The organism is Massilia violaceinigra, from assembly GCF_002752675.1.
GTDB lineage: Bacteria > Pseudomonadota > Gammaproteobacteria > Burkholderiales > Burkholderiaceae_D > Telluria_A > Telluria_A violaceinigra.
The window spans coordinates 5,262,686-5,279,508 of sequence record NZ_CP024608.1; the positions used below are offsets into that span (position 1 = coordinate 5,262,686).

At 61.1% G+C, this 16,823-nt stretch carries 15 protein-coding genes; 8 read left to right on the plus strand and 7 right to left on the minus strand.

Going from position 1 to position 16,823, the window contains the following annotated elements; all coding sequences use genetic code 11:
* Positions 1-16 precede the first annotated feature (16 nt).
* The 3 genes from CR152_RS22735 (at position 17) to CR152_RS22745 (ending at position 2,582) form a co-directional block, all read left to right on the plus strand.
* The gene (locus CR152_RS22735; protein ID WP_157778671.1) at positions 17-562 is read left to right on the plus strand and encodes a hypothetical protein; all 546 of its coding nucleotides are present in this window, start codon (positions 17-19) and stop codon (positions 560-562) included.
* Between the two features lie 433 nt (positions 563-995).
* Positions 996-1,637 carry a hypothetical protein gene (locus CR152_RS22740; protein ID WP_099878765.1) on the plus strand — a complete coding sequence of 214 codons (642 nt, stop codon included), beginning with the start codon at positions 996-998 and terminating at the stop codon, positions 1,635-1,637.
* A gap of 279 nt (positions 1,638-1,916) precedes the next feature.
* On the plus strand, positions 1,917-2,582 hold the full coding sequence (locus CR152_RS22745) for a zinc metalloprotease (RefSeq protein WP_157778672.1): 666 nt from the start codon (positions 1,917-1,919) through the stop codon (positions 2,580-2,582).
* Between the two features lie 89 nt (positions 2,583-2,671).
* Here the strand turns inward: CR152_RS22745 and CR152_RS22750 are convergent, their stop codons facing one another.
* Together CR152_RS22750 and CR152_RS22755 are read right to left on the minus strand one after the other, a co-directional pair.
* Positions 2,672-4,441 carry a methyl-accepting chemotaxis protein gene (locus CR152_RS22750; protein ID WP_099878769.1) on the minus strand — a complete coding sequence of 590 codons (1,770 nt, stop codon included), beginning with the start codon at positions 4,439-4,441 and terminating at the stop codon, positions 2,672-2,674.
* A gap of 523 nt (positions 4,442-4,964) precedes the next feature.
* The gene (locus CR152_RS22755; protein WP_229413524.1) at positions 4,965-5,423 is read right to left on the minus strand and encodes a ribonucleotide reductase subunit alpha; all 459 of its coding nucleotides are present in this window, start codon (positions 5,421-5,423) and stop codon (positions 4,965-4,967) included.
* Positions 5,424-5,582: 159 nt separating this feature from the next.
* Here CR152_RS22755 and CR152_RS22760 point away from each other — a divergent pair, with 159 nt between their 5' ends.
* From CR152_RS22760 to CR152_RS22780, 5 genes are read left to right on the plus strand one after another with little or no spacing between them, the layout of a single operon-like run.
* Positions 5,583-9,293, plus strand: coding sequence for a nitrate reductase subunit alpha (locus CR152_RS22760; RefSeq protein ID WP_099878771.1), 3,711 nt, complete (start codon positions 5,583-5,585; stop codon positions 9,291-9,293).
* Positions 9,290-10,846: a nitrate reductase subunit beta gene (gene narH, locus CR152_RS22765; protein WP_099878773.1), complete on the plus strand. Its 1,557-nt coding sequence runs from the start codon at positions 9,290-9,292 to the stop codon at positions 10,844-10,846. Before CR152_RS22760 ends, narH begins: the two co-directional genes overlap by 4 nt.
* On the plus strand, positions 10,846-11,511 hold the full coding sequence (gene narJ, locus CR152_RS22770) for a nitrate reductase molybdenum cofactor assembly chaperone (RefSeq protein ID WP_099878775.1): 666 nt from the start codon (positions 10,846-10,848) through the stop codon (positions 11,509-11,511). The genes narH and narJ overlap by 1 nt, the downstream gene beginning before the upstream one ends.
* 10 nt (positions 11,512-11,521) lie before the next feature.
* A complete protein-coding gene (narI, locus tag CR152_RS22775) occupies positions 11,522-12,205 on the plus strand; it encodes a respiratory nitrate reductase subunit gamma (RefSeq protein ID WP_099878777.1) in 684 nt (227 codons plus the stop codon).
* 14 nt (positions 12,206-12,219) lie between these two features.
* Complete coding sequence (locus CR152_RS22780; protein ID WP_099878779.1) at positions 12,220-12,966, plus strand: peptidylprolyl isomerase; 747 nt, start codon at positions 12,220-12,222, stop codon at positions 12,964-12,966.
* A gap of 21 nt (positions 12,967-12,987) precedes the next feature.
* Here the strand turns inward: CR152_RS22780 and CR152_RS22785 are convergent, their stop codons facing one another.
* The 5 genes from CR152_RS22785 to CR152_RS22805 all read right to left on the minus strand — a co-directional run bounded on the left by CR152_RS22785 (position 12,988) and on the right by CR152_RS22805 (position 16,814).
* Positions 12,988-13,848 (minus strand): hypothetical protein, encoded by an 861-nt coding sequence (locus tag CR152_RS22785; RefSeq protein ID WP_099878781.1) that lies wholly within the window; start codon positions 13,846-13,848, stop codon positions 12,988-12,990.
* Between the two features lie 20 nt (positions 13,849-13,868).
* Complete coding sequence (locus CR152_RS22790) at positions 13,869-14,528, minus strand: suppressor of fused domain protein (RefSeq protein WP_099878783.1); 660 nt, start codon at positions 14,526-14,528, stop codon at positions 13,869-13,871.
* A gap of 85 nt (positions 14,529-14,613) precedes the next feature.
* Positions 14,614-15,105: a hypothetical protein gene (locus tag CR152_RS22795; protein WP_099878785.1), complete on the minus strand. Its 492-nt coding sequence runs from the start codon at positions 15,103-15,105 to the stop codon at positions 14,614-14,616.
* 64 nt (positions 15,106-15,169) lie between these two features.
* Entirely contained in the window at positions 15,170-16,141 is a 972-nt protein-coding gene (locus CR152_RS22800) for an NPP1 family protein (RefSeq protein WP_099878787.1), read from the minus strand.
* A gap of 271 nt (positions 16,142-16,412) precedes the next feature.
* Positions 16,413-16,814 (minus strand): hypothetical protein, encoded by a 402-nt coding sequence (locus tag CR152_RS22805; RefSeq protein ID WP_099878789.1) that lies wholly within the window; start codon positions 16,812-16,814, stop codon positions 16,413-16,415.
* Positions 16,815-16,823 lie beyond the last annotated feature (9 nt).

Genomic DNA, 16,823 nt, shown 5'->3' on the forward strand with positions numbered 1-16,823 from the left:
TTCTTAAAGAAAGCACATGCTAATCGCCATCTATTCTAAGGAGAATATTCTGTGGATTGGATCGATCGGATTGGTTGCGGCAACCAAAAATGTTCCTAATGCCGAAACCGATAACCTCGTGCAGGCTAGCATTATAAGAAACGGAACGGAAATCCGCGTGCTCAACCTGGATTATGCGGAGGTGGATGACCACGAACGCGGCGACAGCCGCGGCTACACCTACAGCGGGCCGACCAAACTGCCCCGCCGAAACGACCTGACGCCGGTACTACCAGCCGGCATAGGAACGATTCCGATGCCCTATCCAGGCTACGGGCTCGAGTTTTCACATGGCTTGAGCGGGCACCTGCAGATTAAACTGCGGGTTAACGGCGACGACATGTGGATCAAGGATAACATCGACCTGTATGTCAAATTCATCCGCCTGCGCGCCATCGATTTCGGTACCCTGGCCTGGCTGGAGGATACTCACTGGACTTACATTGCCAGCTGGACCCAGGACGTCGCGCTATCCACCGATGACGATGAAGGCGCTCCCACCTGGACGCTGAATCTGGGATAAAGCGGCCGGCATTATCATGCGGCGCGAACCGGCATGGCTTATTCATTTGACATGGCTGGGGCGTTTCTTGCCCCGGCCATATATAAGCCGTTTTTGACCGGAGGTTTACCATGGCATATTGATGCCAGTTCCCCGCGCATGTTCCGGACGCCTCCTGCGATTCAAAGCACAGCCATTGTCAGATCATTCTGGCCGATCTTTCCCCGTGTGGCATTCCGCTCAATGGCATCATGCCGCGTGAAATCCCGGGCAGAATCAGGGCGGTTGCGGCGGCCGATCCGGCAGCAACATCAACCCCGGATTCTCAATAAAGCGCTAAACATTCAACTTTCTGCCAATCCTGCCGTTAATCATTAACGAGCACGGCAAACTGCCGTCTTTTGCCTATGAAGATCTAACGTTACGGCGTGCAACGCGCCAAGAAGGAGAGGTCATGAGCATTACCATTTCGAATACAACCCCCTCAAACGGCGCCACGCCGATTGCGCCACGAGAAGCGGGCCGCCGGCCGAACGAGGGCGTTCAGGCTGACGGCAGCATCAAGTCCGACAAGGTGACCCTGAGCGGGCCGGCCGACGCGCCGCTGACCTATGGCGTGCCGCGTACGGCCGCGGCGGCGGTCGATACGCTGCCCGACCTCGACGCCTTGCTGGCCGAGTCCGACCGCCAGGCCCAGGAAGTCATCAACCTGATCCTGCCCGCGATCGAGCAGCAGGGGCTGAACCTGACCAAGGTGGTCAGCGGTGAGCAAAAGCTCGATGCCGATCCGGCAACCATCGAAGCGGCCAAGGCGGCCACGGCCGACGACGGCGAGTTTGGCGTTGCCCAGGTGTCCGAGCGCATCCTCAATATGGCCAAGGGAGCGATCGGCGACGACCCCTCCAAACTGGCCTCGATCCGGGCTGCCGTGCAGCAGGGCTTTGACGAAGCCGCCGAGGCCCTCGGCGGAACACTGCCCGAACTGAGCCAGAAAACCCGGGACACCATCATGGCCACCTTCGACAGCTGGGAGAAGGATGGCATGTCACCAGCTGAGCCCATCAAGGCGGCCAACGATGATTCCGGCACCGCCTGAGTACACGGTACGGTGAGCAGGCCGGGCCGGAGGACACCCGGCTCCGGCGATCATCTTGCTCACTTTTAATTTTTTCTTGCCGTCTGCCAGCGTATTCAAGACAATGCGAGGCTTATTCGACGAGAGAAAACTGTACCGATGTCCTTTTCGCCCGCAGGCAGGCGCCCATGACGCAGCGCCAACCAATGTACGAGGAAAGGCTGGCTGGCGGTGGATTGCGCAGGCGATACGCATGAGCATGCAAAGTAAGCCCGCCGCGGCCATGGGGCAGGGCCTTCCATGATACTCCTGACGCTTTGCTCGATTTGGGCAATCATCTCGCACGTGCCGGTCCTGTTCACCGCCTATGTCGCACAGTCCCTTGGTGTCGTGGTGGAAGGGGTGACGCTTGGGTTTGGCCCGGTGCTGTTGACGCGCAAAAACTGGGTACTGCGCGCGATTCCCATGAACTCGTCGGTTCGGTTCAAGGTAACGGATTCCATGCCGCTGTTAACCGCGCATGAAAAGAAGGGTGCGCTCGATGTCCAGCCAGCGTGGGTGCAGCTGCTGGTGTCGGTCAGCATTCCCGCCTGTCTGCTCGCTATCGCGTGCGTGTTGCTCGGTGTTGACGCTCTGCGCTATTTTGCCAGCGGGTTTGCTCAATTGGTGAGCGGTGCGCTGGCCCCCTTCACCAGCGCCCAGACCTATTTGGCTTCTTATCATGCCGCGCTGGCGGATCAGTCGTTCGGTTTCGTGCTCGGTCTGACGGCGGCGAAAATGGCGGCGTTCCATCTGCTTCCGTTCAGCAGTGTTGGTGGCTTTCAACTGGTCATGACAGTCGTGCAGGCGTTCAACGCGCGCGCGCTGACGTTTCCGCGCACGGAGCGCCTGGCGGTGTGGCTCACCTTGCTGCTCATCGCATCGTGGGCGCTCGCAGCCTTCGTCTACGTGGTGTCACCGTCTTGAACGGGACAACCCGCGCGTGCAATCAAAGGTCCTGCGCGCCGCCAGGGTGATCGTGCGCGGGCAGGCGCAAGCGGCGCCGGCGCGCCGGTCTAGTCGGCGCCAATCAGCACCGGCGCCGATTTCTGCCGGGATACAAGGGTGCCGTTCTTCCTGGCCACAGGGGCTCGCGTAGCTGCTTGGCGTTGCGTTCCCAGCTCATCAACTTTGAAGATCTTGACCGTCTCGACCAGATTGCCGGCTTGTTCCTCCAGTGATTCGGCAGCGGCGGCTGCCTCTTCGACCAGCGAGGAATTGCTTTGCACAACGGCGTCCATCTGGACGATGGCCTGGTTGACCTGCTCGATGCCCGATGACTGTTCCTGGCTGGCCGCCGCGATTTCGCCGACAATCGCGGAAACGCGCTGGATGCTGGCCACCACTTCGTTCATGGTCGTGCCGGCATGATCGACAAGCTTACTGCCCAGGTCCACCTTGTCGACCGAATCGTTGATCAAGGCCTTGATTTCCTTCGCCGCACCGGCCGAGCGCTGGGCCAGGTTGCGTACTTCCGCCGCCACGACCGCGAAGCCGCGCCCTTGTTCCCCGGCGCGTGCGGCTTCAACGGCCGCGTTGAGCGCAAGGATATTTGTCTGGAAGGCAATGCCGTCGATCACGCTAATGATGTCGACGATCTTGCGGGCTGACTCGTTAATCGAGCCCATCGTATCGACCACTTGCGAGACCACCGTGCCGCCCTTGATGGCGACCTCGGACGCGGACGAGGCGAGCAGGTTCGCCTGACGGGCGTTATCGGCATTTTGCTTGACGGTGCTGGTCAGCTCTTCCATGGAGGAGGCGGTTTCTTCCAGCGAACTGGCCTGCGATTCGGTGCGCGCGGACAGATCGGCGTTGCCGACCGCGATGTCGTGGGTGGCGGCCGAGATCTCGTCGGAACTTTCCCGGATCTTGCGCACCGTCTGTCTCAGGTTAATGCTGATGGTGTTCATGCTTTGCAGCAGCTCGCCAACTTCATCGCTGCGGTCTTCCGCGGTTTCGCCGTTCAGGTCGCCCGAGGCGATCTTGCTGGCGGTTTCGATCGCGTGGGTAAAGCCGAGCTTGATGTGGCGGTAGATCATGAGCACGGTGACCAGGGACATGCACAAGGACACGCCAAGCACGCCAACCGCTACCCAGAAAGCGGTATCGGCACGGGCGGCGGCGATCCGCACCTCTTCGCCGGTGCGTTTGTCGAGCATGGCCAGGAATTCATTGACCGGCGCCATGATGGTTGCCTTGTTCTTGTGGTAATTGGCGTCGTGCATGATTTTGCGCGCCATTTCCATGTCGGGTTCGCGCTTCTGCGTGAACTTGCCGGTGCCGTCATCGAACATGCCTTTGACGGCGTTCATGGCGATCACTTCGGTCTTGACCAAGGCATCCGAGTTGTCCTGGGCCTGCTTGAGCTTGGCGAATTCGGCATCGGTGAATCCCGCCTTGCGCATCAGGTCGGCCAGCGCGATGGCTGGCCCGTCCGGCGTCGGCTTGTCGACGCCGGCGGCGACGAAGTCCCAATAGATGCGTTCATAGTTTTGCGGCCGGCCCTTGGCGCCGTTGCGGATCGCCAGAATGTCCATGTACTGGCGTTCGTAGGCAGCATCGCCCGAGACGACGAAGGTGCGCGCGAGACGAGTCAGGTCGTCGGAGCTCTGGCGCAGCTCGTCGGCAAGCAGAAAGGACTGGTAGCGGTTTTCGCTGGCGAGCATGGTTTTTCCCTGCTCCGTGGAGACGCGCGAGAAGGCCATCAGGGAGCACACCGACAGCGCCACGCTGACGAGAAAGAACGCGGTAAAAATGACGCGGATCGAATAATTCTTCAACATGGGAGCTCCCGATGAGTTCGACTTTGTTCTGAGAATCCCGACAAGATGTCGCTGCCGTGATATCGCACCTACTGCAGTGATAGATGCAGTCTCGCGAACTCATTGATCCATGTCAACACGTTGAAAAATAAATGGTTCGCCGGGATCCGGGAGGGCGGGAGTGAAAAACGGCCTGCCGCTTGCGCTTTGCCCCGTGCCAGCCGGGTGCGTGGAACCGGGGGCGCAGGCCATTGTTTAATCTATTGTCATGAGGCGTCAGAACAACGTTTGTCGCGACCGGCCGATGCGCACGTGCTGACCGGTGCGGCCGGGATTGTCACACATGCATTGCGATCATCTGGCGGGGCCGAATGCACGTCGCGAGCCGAACTTGGCACGTCTGTCCAAGCAATTGCTCGGTCGAACGCGTCGAGCCGCGTGCTTCTCACTCGGGTCTCGGACGGAAATCGATGGACAGATGCGTCAGGATTGGGCCCGAGATGGTTTGCGCCATTCTACAATGGCCACATGCGGATAAAGCATCTCACTGCGCTAATTGCTTTAACTCCCCATCCCGCCCGAACGCCAGGAACTGTCCGATCTGGCCGGTGTGGATATAGGTCACCATCATATTAAGCGGTGCTTCCGCCTCGGTCGACGCCGGCGGCTCGCCGTTGCGGCCCGACATGGTGGTGACGAACACGATGTCCCACTCCTTGCCGGTGTGCTTCGACTCGGCCACCAGTTCGGCAAAGCTGCCCAGTTCGGCGGCGGTCTTGTCCACGCACATGACCGGGGCGAGGGCGCCGCCGCGCTGCTCGGCAAAACCGGCGCGCTGGTCGGCGCCTGCGTCGTCGGGCAACTCCGCCTTGGCAAAAGCGAACAGCACACGCTGCGGTTGCGGCTGGGCGCGCGCGGCTTGGATCAGATCGTCATAACTGGTGATGTTCATTGCTGGTTCCTTCAGGTTCATGTTCGGATAGCGCATGTATACCGTATCCATCCGGCACCCTCCATAGCCACAAAGGACTAGGCAGCCTAGTCCTTGTCGCCGCGCCGCACCACCTTCTTGCCAATATGCACCATGACTGCCGCTGCGTAGACTGCTTTCATCGGGTTGCGCCGTTGTCGAAGGCGCCGCTCTCATTCAAGCGGAGGCAGCATGAGTCATTTTCTGGATCGTCTGAAGTTCTTCAATCGCCCCAAGGAGACGTTTTCCGACGGCCATGGCGCCGTCGTCCACGAGGACCGTACGTGGGAAAACGCCTATCGCCAGCGCTGGCAGCACGACAAGATCGTGCGCTCGACCCACGGCGTCAATTGCACCGGTTCGTGCAGCTGGAAGGTGTATGTGAAGAATGGCCTGATCACCTGGGAAACCCAGCAGACCGACTACCCGCGCACCCGTCCCGACCTGCCCAACCACGAGCCGCGTGGCTGCCCGCGCGGCGCCAGCTATTCCTGGTACGTGTACTCGGCCCAGCGCGTCAAATACCCCATGGTGCGCGGCCGCCTGATGCAGATGTGGCGCGAAGCCCGCCTGACCATGGATCCGATCGCCGCCTGGGCCTACATCAGCCAAGACCCGGAACGCGCCAAATCGTACAAATCGATCCGCGGCCTGGGCGGTTTCGTGCGCGCCAACTGGGACGATGCCAACGAGATCATCGCCGCCGCCAATGCCTTCACCATCAAAAAATACGGTCCGGACCGGATCGTCGGCTTTTCGCCGATTCCGGCCATGTCGATGGTCAGCTACGCAGCCGGCACGCGCTACCTGTCGCTGATCGGCGGCGTGGCCCTCAGTTTCTACGACTGGTACTGCGACTTGCCGCCAGCGAGCCCGCAAGTGTGGGGCGAACAGACAGACGTGCCGGAATCGGCCGACTGGTACAACTCCACTTTCCTGATGGTGTGGGGCTCGAACGTGCCGATGACGCGCACGCCGGATGCCCACTTCTACACGGAAGTGCGCTACAAAGGCACGAAAACGGTGGCGGTTTCCTCCGATTTCGGCGAAATGGCGAAGTTCGGCGATATCTGGCTCGCGCCGAAGCAGGGCACCGACGCGGCGCTGGCGCTGGCCATGGGCCACGTCGTGCTCAAGGAATTCCACGCCGATGGCGGTTCGGATTACTTCCGTGGCTACGCCAAGCAGTACACCGACTTTCCGATGCTGGTCATGCTCAAGGAAACCAACGGCGCCCTCGTGCCCGATTACTTCCTGCGCGCTTCGCACCTGGCCAACAATCTCGACGAGACCAACAATCCCGACTGGAAAACCCTGGTTATCGATGAAGCGACCGGTGCCATCTGCGCACCGGCCGGCTCCATCGGTTTCCGTTGGGGCGAGTCGGGCCGCTGGAACCTGGAACAGAAAGAGGGCACCAGCGGCAAGGCCATCGACCCGCTGCTCTCGCTCATCAAGTGCAGCGATGCGGTCGAGGAAGTCGGCTTTGCCTACTTCGGCGGCAAGGACGCGAGCGACATGCTGATGCGCCGGGTGCCGGTCAAGAAGCTGGTGCTGGCCGACGGCACGACCGCGCTGGTGACCACCGTGTTCGACCTGACCCTGGCCAACTACGGCATCGACCGCGGCCTGGGCGGCGCCAACGTCGCCACCAGTTACGAGGACGACATTCCCTACACCCCCGCATGGCAGGTCAAGCACACCGGCGTGAAGGCGGCCGACGTCATCACCGTGGCGCGCCAGTTCGCCGAGAACGCCGACAAAACCCAGGGCAAGAGCATGGTCATCGTCGGGGCCGCGCTGAATCACTGGTACCACATGGACATGACGTACCGCGGCATCATCAATCTGTTGATGATGTGCGGCTGCATCGGCAAGTCGGGCGGCGGCTGGGCGCACTACGTCGGCCAGGAAAAGCTGCGTCCGCAAACCGGCTGGACCCCGCTCGCCTTCGCCCAGGACTGGAACCGTCCGATGCGCCAGATGAACGGCACCTCGTTCTTCTACGCCCACACCAGCCAGTGGCGCCACGAAAAGCTGCACACGAGCGAAATTTCCTCGCCATCGGCCGGGGACGACGTTGCGCCAATGTCGCTGATCGATTACAACGCCAAGGCTGAACGCATGGGCTGGCTGCCATCGGCGCCCCAGCTGGAAACCAACCCGCTGGAAGTGACGCGCGCCGCAGCGGCCGCCGGCATGGACCCGGCCGCCTACGCGGTCGAGCAGATCAAGGCCGGCAAGCTCAATTTTTCCTGCGACGACCCGGACAACCCGGCCAACTTCCCGCGCAATATGTTCGTATGGCGCTCGAATATCCTGGGCAGCTCGGGCAAGGGCCACGAGTATTTCCTCAAGTACTTGCTGGGCACCCAGAACGCGCTGATGAGCGATGAAACCCACTGCGTCAAGCCGCGCGACGTGAAGATCCGTCCCGCCGCCGAAGGCAAGCTGGACCTGGTGGTGGTGCTGGACTTCCGCATGTCGACCACCTGCCTGTACGGCGACATCGTGCTGCCGACCGCCACCTGGTATGAAAAGGACGACCTCAACACGTCGGACATGCATCCCTTCATCCACCCGCTGTCGGAAGCCGTGCAACCGCTGTGGCAGTCGAAGTCGGACTGGGAAATCTACAAGGGCATCGCCGAGAAGTTCTCGGAAATCGGCGGCGAGTACCTGGGCACCCAGCAAGATCTGGTGCTGACCCCGCTGATGCACGATACCCCGGGCGAACTGGGCCAGCCGTTCGATCCGAAGGATTGGCGCGCCGGCGAGTGCGAGCCGATTCCCGGCAAGACCATGCCGAACCTGACCGTGGTGACGCGCGATTACAAGGAAGTGTTCAAGAAGTTCACCTCGATCGGCCCGCTGCTTGAAAAGCTGGGCAACGGCGGCAAGGGCATCGGCTGGAAGACGGGCCACGAAGTGGACGTGCTGCGCGGTATCAACCGCACGGTAACGGAAGAGGGCGTCTCGCAGGGCCAGCCGCGCCTCGATACGGCGATCGATGCCGCCGAAATGATCCTGTCGCTGGCGCCGGAAACGAATGGCCACGTGGCGGTCAAGGCCTGGGCGGCATTGTCGACCATGACCGGACGCGACCACACGCACCTGGCGCTGCCGCGCGAACACGACACGATCCGCTTCCGCGATGTGCAGGCGCAGCCGCGCAAGATCATCTCGTCGCCGACCTGGTCCGGGCTGGAATCGGAAGAAGTGAGCTACACGGCCGGCTACACCAATGTGCACGAGCTTATCCCATGGCGCACCCTGACCGGGCGCCAGCAGTTCTACCAGGATCACCGCTGGATGCGCGATTTCGGCGAGGGGCTGTGCGTGTACAAGCCGGCCATCGACACCAAGACCACGGCGGCGATGCTGGGCGCTTCACCGAACGGCAACAAGGAGATTGCGCTGAACTTCCTGACGCCGCACCAGAAATGGGGCATCCACTCCACGTATTCGGACAACCTGCGCATGCTGACCCTGTCGCGCGGCGGGCCGCACGTGTGGATCTCGGAAATTAATGCAAAGGATGCCGGCATCGTCGACAACGACTGGATCGAGGTGTTCAACGTCAACGGCACCTTGACGGCACGGGCGGTGGTCAGCCAGCGCATTCCGGAAGGCATGACCTTGATGTACCACGCCCAGGAAAAGATCATCAACACGCCGGGTGCGGAATTGTCGGGCAAGCGTGGCGGGATTCACAACTCGGTCACGCGCACCGTGACCAAGCCGACCCACATGATCGGCGGCTACGCACAGTTATCGTGGGGCTTCAACTACTACGGCACGGTGGGCTCGAACCGCGATGAGTTTGTGCTGGTACGCAAGATGAACAAGGTGGAGTGGCTGGAAGGCCCCCTGGTAGAAGAAAAGAATGGAGCACACGTATGAAGATCAGAGCGCAAATCGGCATGGTGTTGAACCTGGACAAGTGCATCGGCTGCCACACTTGTTCGGTCACCTGCAAGAACGTCTGGACCAGCCGCGACGGCGTCGAATACGCGTGGTTCAACAACGTCGAGACCAAACCGGGCATCGGTTACCCGAAAGAATGGGAAAACCAGGATAAATGGAATGGCGGCTGGAAACGCAATGCCGCCGGAAAGATCGAGCCGCGCCAGGGTGGACGCCTGAAAATCCTCGCCAACATCTTCGCCAACCCGAACCTGCCGGCCATCGACGAGTATTACGAGCCGTTCACCTACGATTACGAACGCCTGCAGAACGCGCCGCTGTCGGAAACACCGCCGACGGCGCGCCCGATCTCCGTCTTGACCGGCAAGAAGATGGACAAGATCGAATGGGGCCCGAACTGGGAAGACGACCTGGGCGGGGAATTCGCCGCCCGCAGCAAGGATAAGCTGTTCGACAATATGCAGAAGGAGATGTACGGCACCTTCGAGAACACCTTCATGATGTACCTGCCGCGCCTGTGCGAGCACTGCCTGAACCCGACCTGCGTGGCCTCCTGCCCGTCGGGCTCGGTGTACAAGCGCGAGGACGATGGCATCGTGCTGATCGACCAGGATAAATGCCGCGGCTGGCGCATGTGCATTTCCGGCTGCCCGTACAAGAAGATTTACTACAACTGGTCGTCCGGCAAGGCCGAAAAGTGCACCTTCTGCTATCCGCGCATCGAAGCGGGCCAGCCGACGGTGTGCTCGGAAACCTGCGTCGGCCGCATCCGCTACCTGGGCGTGCTGCTGTACGACGCCGACAAGATCGAAGCGGCCGCATCGGTGCCCGACGAGCGCGACCTGTACCAGGCGCAGCTGGGCCTGTTCCTCGACCCGCACGACCTGGCCATCATCGAGGAAGCGCGGCGCCAGGGCATTCCCGATGCGTGGCTGGAGTCGGCCAAGAAGTCGCCCGTCTACAAGATGGCGGTCGACTGGAAAGTGGCCTTCCCGCTGCATCCGGAATACCGGACCCTGCCGATGGTGTGGTACATCCCGCCGCTGTCGCCGATCCAGGCTGCGGCCGAGTCCGGCAAAATGGGCATGAACGGCATTTTGCCGGACACCAGCAGCCTGCGCATTCCGGTGCAGTACCTGGCCAACCTCCTGACCGCCGGCGACCAGCCGCCCGTGATCCGCGCGCTCGACCGCATGCTGGCCATGCGTGCCTACATGCGCAGCAAGACGGTCGACAAGGTCGAAAACCTGACGGTGCTGGAACAGGTCGGCTTGAGCAAGGCCATGGTCGAGGACATGTACCACATCATGGCGATCGCCAATTACGAAGACCGCTTCGTGATTCCGAGCAGCCACAAGGAAATGGCGGAAGACAGTTTCAACGAAAAAGGCTCGTGCGGCTTCAGCTTTGGCAACGGCTGCTCGGACGGCGTGACGGAAACCAGTCTGTTCGGCAAGAAAAAGCAGGGTTCGGCCATCTTCATGGCGATGCCCAAGTCACGCAAGAAAAAAGACGTTCAGGAGGCATGATGAAAACCAATCGACACTACCAGGTGCTCTCCAGCCTGCTGCTGTACCCGGAACCGGAGCTGATCGCGGAATTGCCCGCGCTGGCCAGCGCGATGGCCCATTCGCCGGCACTGCACGCGCCGCTGCTGCCGCTGTTCGCTTACCTGAGCGACGGCGCCCTGATCGACTTGCAGCAAAACTATGTGATGACGTTCGACCGCAATCCGTCGCATTCGCTGCACCTGTTCGAGCATATTCACGGCGAGTCGCGCGACCGCGGCCAGGCCATGGTCGACCTGATGGAAGAGTACAAGAAACACGGCCTGCACATGACGGGCGACGACTTGCCCGATTTCGTGCCGCTGTTCCTCGAATTCCTGTCGCAGCAGACCACGGAGGAGGCGGCCCGCCTGCTGTCGGACGCGGTGCACGTGCTGGCGCATATTGGACGCAAGCTGGCCGCCAATGGCAGTCCCTACGCCGGCGTGTTCGCCGTGCTGGAGCATCTGAGCCCGGTGGCGGCGGAGGAACTGAGCGAGCCGCCGGTGCGCGACATGGACGAGGCGCTGGAAACCTTCGGTCCCGGCATGGACGGGGTCGAACCCTTGCTCAAGCCGACCGGCGCACCCGGCACGCATCCGATCAATTTCTACCCCCGCACGGCGCGCGCCGCTGCCAGCGTGTAAAGGAAGCATCATGGACTACCTGCATCAATTTCTGTTCGGGATTTATCCCTACATTGCGCTGGCGATCTTCCTGCTCGGCAGCCTGATCCGTTTCGACCGCGAGCAGTACACGTGGAAGTCGGAATCGACCCAGGTGCTGCACCAGGGCAGCCTGCGGGCCGGCAGCATCATGTTTCACGTCGGCATTATCGGCCTGTTCTTCGGGCATATGGCCGGGCTGCTCACGCCGGTGTGGGTGTGGGATACGCTGGGCGTGAGCCATGGCCTCAAGCAGCTGGTGGCGATGGTGGCCGGCGGCGTCATGGGACTGCTGTGCCTGGCCGGCATCGTGCTGCTGCTGGTGCGCCGTTTTAGTAACGAGCGCCTGCGCCATGCGACGACCTTCAAGGACAAGATCGTGCTGCTGTGGATCCTGGCAACCTTGCTGCTGGGACTGTCGTCGATCTTCGTCTCGGCCGGGCACATGGACGGGCACATGATGGTGCTGCTGATGAACTGGGCGCAGCACATCGTGACCTTGCGCGGCGATGCGGCCGCTTTCATCGTCGATGCGCCATTGTTGTTCAAGCTGCATCTGTTCATGGGCATGTCGCTGTTCGTCATCTTCCCGTTCACCCGCCTGGTGCACGTGTGGAGCGGATTCGGCGCGTTGACGTACCTTGGCCGCGCTTACCAGCTCGTGCGTAGCCGTTAATCAGGAGAATCATCATGGGTATTTCAGTCAATGGCGTGGATATCGACGACGTAGCGATCGAGCAAGAGTTGCCGCATCATCAGGCAGCGGACAATCCGCTCAAGGAGGCGGTGCATGAACTGGTGCTGCGGACCTTGCTGCTGCAGCAGGCCGATACGCTGGAAATCGCAGCGGAAGATGACGATGCCCGCATCGACGCCTTGCTGGCGCTGCAAATCAAGGTGCCGAAAGCCGATGAGGCCGCATGCACGACGTGGTATCGCAACAACGCCCAGCGCTACACCAGCGGCGACATGGTGGAAGCGCGCCATATCCTGTTCCAGGTGACGCCGGGGGCGCCGCTTGAATTGCTGCGCGCGACCGGGGAAGCGGTGCTGGAAGAGTTGCAGGCGCATCCGGAGCGCTTCGATGAGCTGGCCGCCGAGTATTCGAACTGCAGTTCCGGCAAGGTCGGCGGCAGCCTGGGGCAATTGTCGCGCGGGCAATGCGTGCCGGAGTTCGAGGAACTGGTGTTCCGCCTGCGCGAAGGCGAGCTGGCCGGGCGCTTGCTGGAGACGCGCTTCGGCTTGCATATCGTGCAGGCGCAGCGCCGGGTGGAAGGGCGGCTGTTGCCGTTCGAGGCGGTGAAAAGCGAGATCGCGGCCTATCTCGACCGCCAGTCGAGCCAGCGTGCGACGCACCAGTACCTGCATATTCTGGTGGGGCAAGCGCGCATCGAGGGCTTGAGCATGGAAGGCGCGGACAGTCCGCTGGTGCAGTAAGGGGCCACGCCGGTGGCATCGCTAGCGGGCGCCGGATGCGTGCCGGATGCCGTGCTTGTCGATTCTGCACAGCCAGGTGGCCTCCGGACACCAGCGCGGCGGCACGGTTACCGGTTCGGCATGGCCGTCGGCGATGAGATCATCGACATTGCCTTGCTCGTCGGTATCTTCATCGAAGACGGCGACGGGCATGCCCCGGTAAAATGAGACCGGCGCGCCGCGGGAGTCGGTTTCTTCGTCGCGGCGCGATAGTACGACCAGGTTGTAGTCCAGCATGTCGCCAAAGTCGACACGAATGCGCGCAGTCCGCCCGGGTGCGGCCTGCGGCCCGTTCGCGGTCACGGCATCGCCCGTTCCCGCAGAGGTGGCGGCCGGATCGAGTGCGCGTATATCGTCGTTGCGTGCGTAGGTGATCCTGCTTTGGTCATAAGGCTCGCTGGCGCAGCCCTGCACATGGAAGCAATCCTGGCACTCCAGTACAAGCTGCCCGGTGCCGACGGTTTTGAACATGGCGGCGTCGGATTGGCCACACACAGGACAACACTGTTCGACGTGCACAACGAGCAATTCTTCAATCGCATCGTGAAGAATGACGACGATGGAGTCCAGGTCCGTCTTGACTTCATAGTGCCCGATGCGGGCTTTGAAGAGGCGGAAGGCATCATCCCGCATCCCCGACTGTGCGACCGGATAATCCGCCGCCTTCATGCTGAAGTATTGAGCAAAGCGCCGGTGCGAAAACGGTTCGCTGCTGAACTGGGCGCGGTATTTCCTGAAGCCGGCGACCAGCGTGCTGAAAATGCGTTCCGGGTCGGCGCCGTCGTCCAGCTTGAGCAATTGATCGCGCAGATCATGCCATTGGTTCTTCATCAGTCTGCGCATCGATCTATCCTGTGCGTCGTTTACACGTAGGGGCGGCGCGCCGGGTTGAAGACGTGCGGGTGATCGTTGTCGTCGAGCAGGTCGAGAAACTCCCCGAGGCCTTCCTCGCTGTTCTTGGCGAGCGCGTACTCGCTCTCCGCGATCAGGTGCACGCACAAGGTAGCGACCTGATGGCCGCCGTGTTCAATATGCTCGAACAGTTCGCGGTCGGTGCGGATGATGGGCGGCAGGAACAGGAAGGTTTGAAACGGGCAGCCCTCCAGCGGCGGGGCCGGCAGCGGTACCGTGTGGCCCTGGCCGAACCAGGTGCGGTCCGTGTCGGGCAGTTTCGCCAGCCAGCGCAGGGTGGAAAAATAGGCAGGATTAAGATCCGGCACATACCAGACCAGCTCGGTCGCCAGGGACTCGTCCAGGTCTTCACCGTCCGGCCCGGTCATGATCCGGTCGCTCATGCCGGACGTCAACAGCACGTAGCCCTCCTGATCCTCGGCATCGACGTCGCATTCTTCGACGAAATTACGGCCGAACGCATAAATGTTGACGCGGAATGCGCGGTCCTCGTCCAGATCGATGTGATCGGGCTCGCCCAGTTCGTCCGCCATGGCGCGCAGGCGCGTGGCGGCCAGGGTGTCGTCATTGGCTTCGGCAACGCCGAACAGGATCTCAGATTTCTCGGCCATGGCTCGCTTTGTTGAAGTGTCGATGGCTCGACTATACAACGCGGAAAGCAAACCGTCGATGCCCGCTGTGTGGCGTGCGTGTTTCTTAAAAATCAAGGTAAGTAAAACTGATCTCCCATGGCCGCTCGACAGGGAAGCGCCAGATGATTTCGTGGGTGCTCCTCGCTTCGACACAATGATCGATTATGCGGACTTCATAAAACGGATTCGACACACTGAAGCACGCTGCCCAGACCAAGCCGTGCGGGTTCACCACCGCCACAAAACCTTCGTTCCCCATCACGCCTTCGCCGCAGATCGCGTAAGCGTCGGTGCCGCTGATGGGGGCGCGATGGATATAGGGAGTGACCTCGGTAAAATAGTGTTCCGGATCCCCCATAAAACTGTCGATCGACGTTATGCCGGCCGGACGAATATCGTAGCGCGGACGCCTGTCGACATAATCCTCTTTTTCTTTCATGGCGAGCATGGTCCCGTCACCGGCGATGATGCCGATAAAATCGGGTAGTGCATCGGTTTTCCAGTGTTCGGCAAGTGCGGCGTGAACATGTTTGGCGTTGACATCGATGTTCAACATGGCGGGAAGGGATGGGGGATTGGTGGGAGGCGTCACGGCCCGTCGACGCCGCCCCTGGCTGCTTCTATTCTCTGATTTGCAGGTAGGTTTGCGGGTAATTGGCCTTGAATTCGCTCGCCCTGGTACTCCAGACGTCGTCCAGCGAAAAGGACGTATTCTGCCAGAAGGCGTCGCTGCGCGGCACGGTGTTGTTGGCGACGTTGGCTATCTCGTTGTCGTTGCGCGTCTTGAATGTGGCGCTGCCAAAATTGGATGCTTCCAGCGCCATCCGGTACTGGCGGTTGGCCTGATAGCGGACGGTTTCATCGCTGTTCCAATCGACGACCGCGCTGTAATGGCTGATGATGTCCGGCGCATGGAACTCGCCCCAGTTGCCGAGGAACTCGACACGCTTTTTGTCTTCGGCATTGGCGAAACGGAAGGCGTGGGTGCCGGCGCCGTCCTTGTGGTAGACGACCAGCGGGTGGCCCTTATGGGTCTGCAGCTGGCCGATGGCGCGGGTGGTGTATTTTCCGTGGGCGCTGGTGGATACATGCGAGACGAAGTCGGGCTGGTCGTTCACTTTGCCGGTCCAGACAATGACCGTTTCCACGTCGTGCCTGTGGCCGCCGAGGAAAGTCAGGCCGATGGCCTGGTCCTTTTCGAAATACAGCTCGTAAAAATGCGCGCAGCGTTCGATGTTGTCGGCGCCTTCGACGCTGGCCTTGCATATTTGCCGGTGCACGGTGTTGGCGTAGACGGTCCAGTCGGCGTCGCGGCATCCGCCGGAGACGGAACCGGTCGCGTTCTTGCCCGGATTCTGCCGCAAATGCTCGTTGCGGTGAAATGGCGTGGCAGCGTAGCAGCCATCCGAATCGAAGTCGAACGTCGGATGAAAGTTCCTGACCTGCTTTTCATTGTATTTGGTGATGGCCGCATTCCACTTCGGGAAGTCGTCGGCATGCGCCGCCACGGCGCTCAATGCGATGCCGGTGGCCAGCGCGGCTTTGAACCATGCTGATTTGTTCGTGAGGACGGAGATCGATTTTCTTTTCATGGGATGCGCCTTTAAAAGACTGCCAATGTCGCGGGAACGTCGCTTGTATTCCGTGATGCCTGCCGGTGCTGCTCATACCCTGCCGATGTTGCATGGCTGGTGCTGTTTGCGCTGGTGAAGTGCTGCAACAGGGCCGGCGCGGCCTGCTCGATTGAGTCGCTGCTCAGTCAAACAGGGCGCCGGTAAATACTACAGAATGTTTGTTACCGTTTCTTGACTTGGAAATGCTCTTGCGGGCGCTGCGGGGTCAGTGATGCTGACCCCGGGAGTGCTACTCGATGGGAACCGCGGCTGAGACTCCGCGCAGGTTCAGCGCCTTTGCCAGCTCGTCGGAATAGTCCAGATAACCGCTGGCATCGACATCTTTTTCGCACAGGAAGTGACGCACGAAATCCGGGGCGTTTTTTTGAAACTCCGGAATGGCTACATCCGTCTCGGCGGAAAATTCGAGGATATAGGCGTCGCCTTCTTCACCCTCGGGTATGCCGAACAGGATGAAGCTCGCGCCCTCGTCCGGATCACCGGCAACGAAGGCCGGCACTTCCTCGTAACGGCCGGTGTCGTCGAGCGTGAATTCGATTCCGTCCATCGCGCGTCCGAGTTGGCGCGCCGTTTCTTCGAGAGACGCGGCGGCGGGAATTTCGACGACCGCAAGCATGCTGTTGTCTGACATTGTATTGAT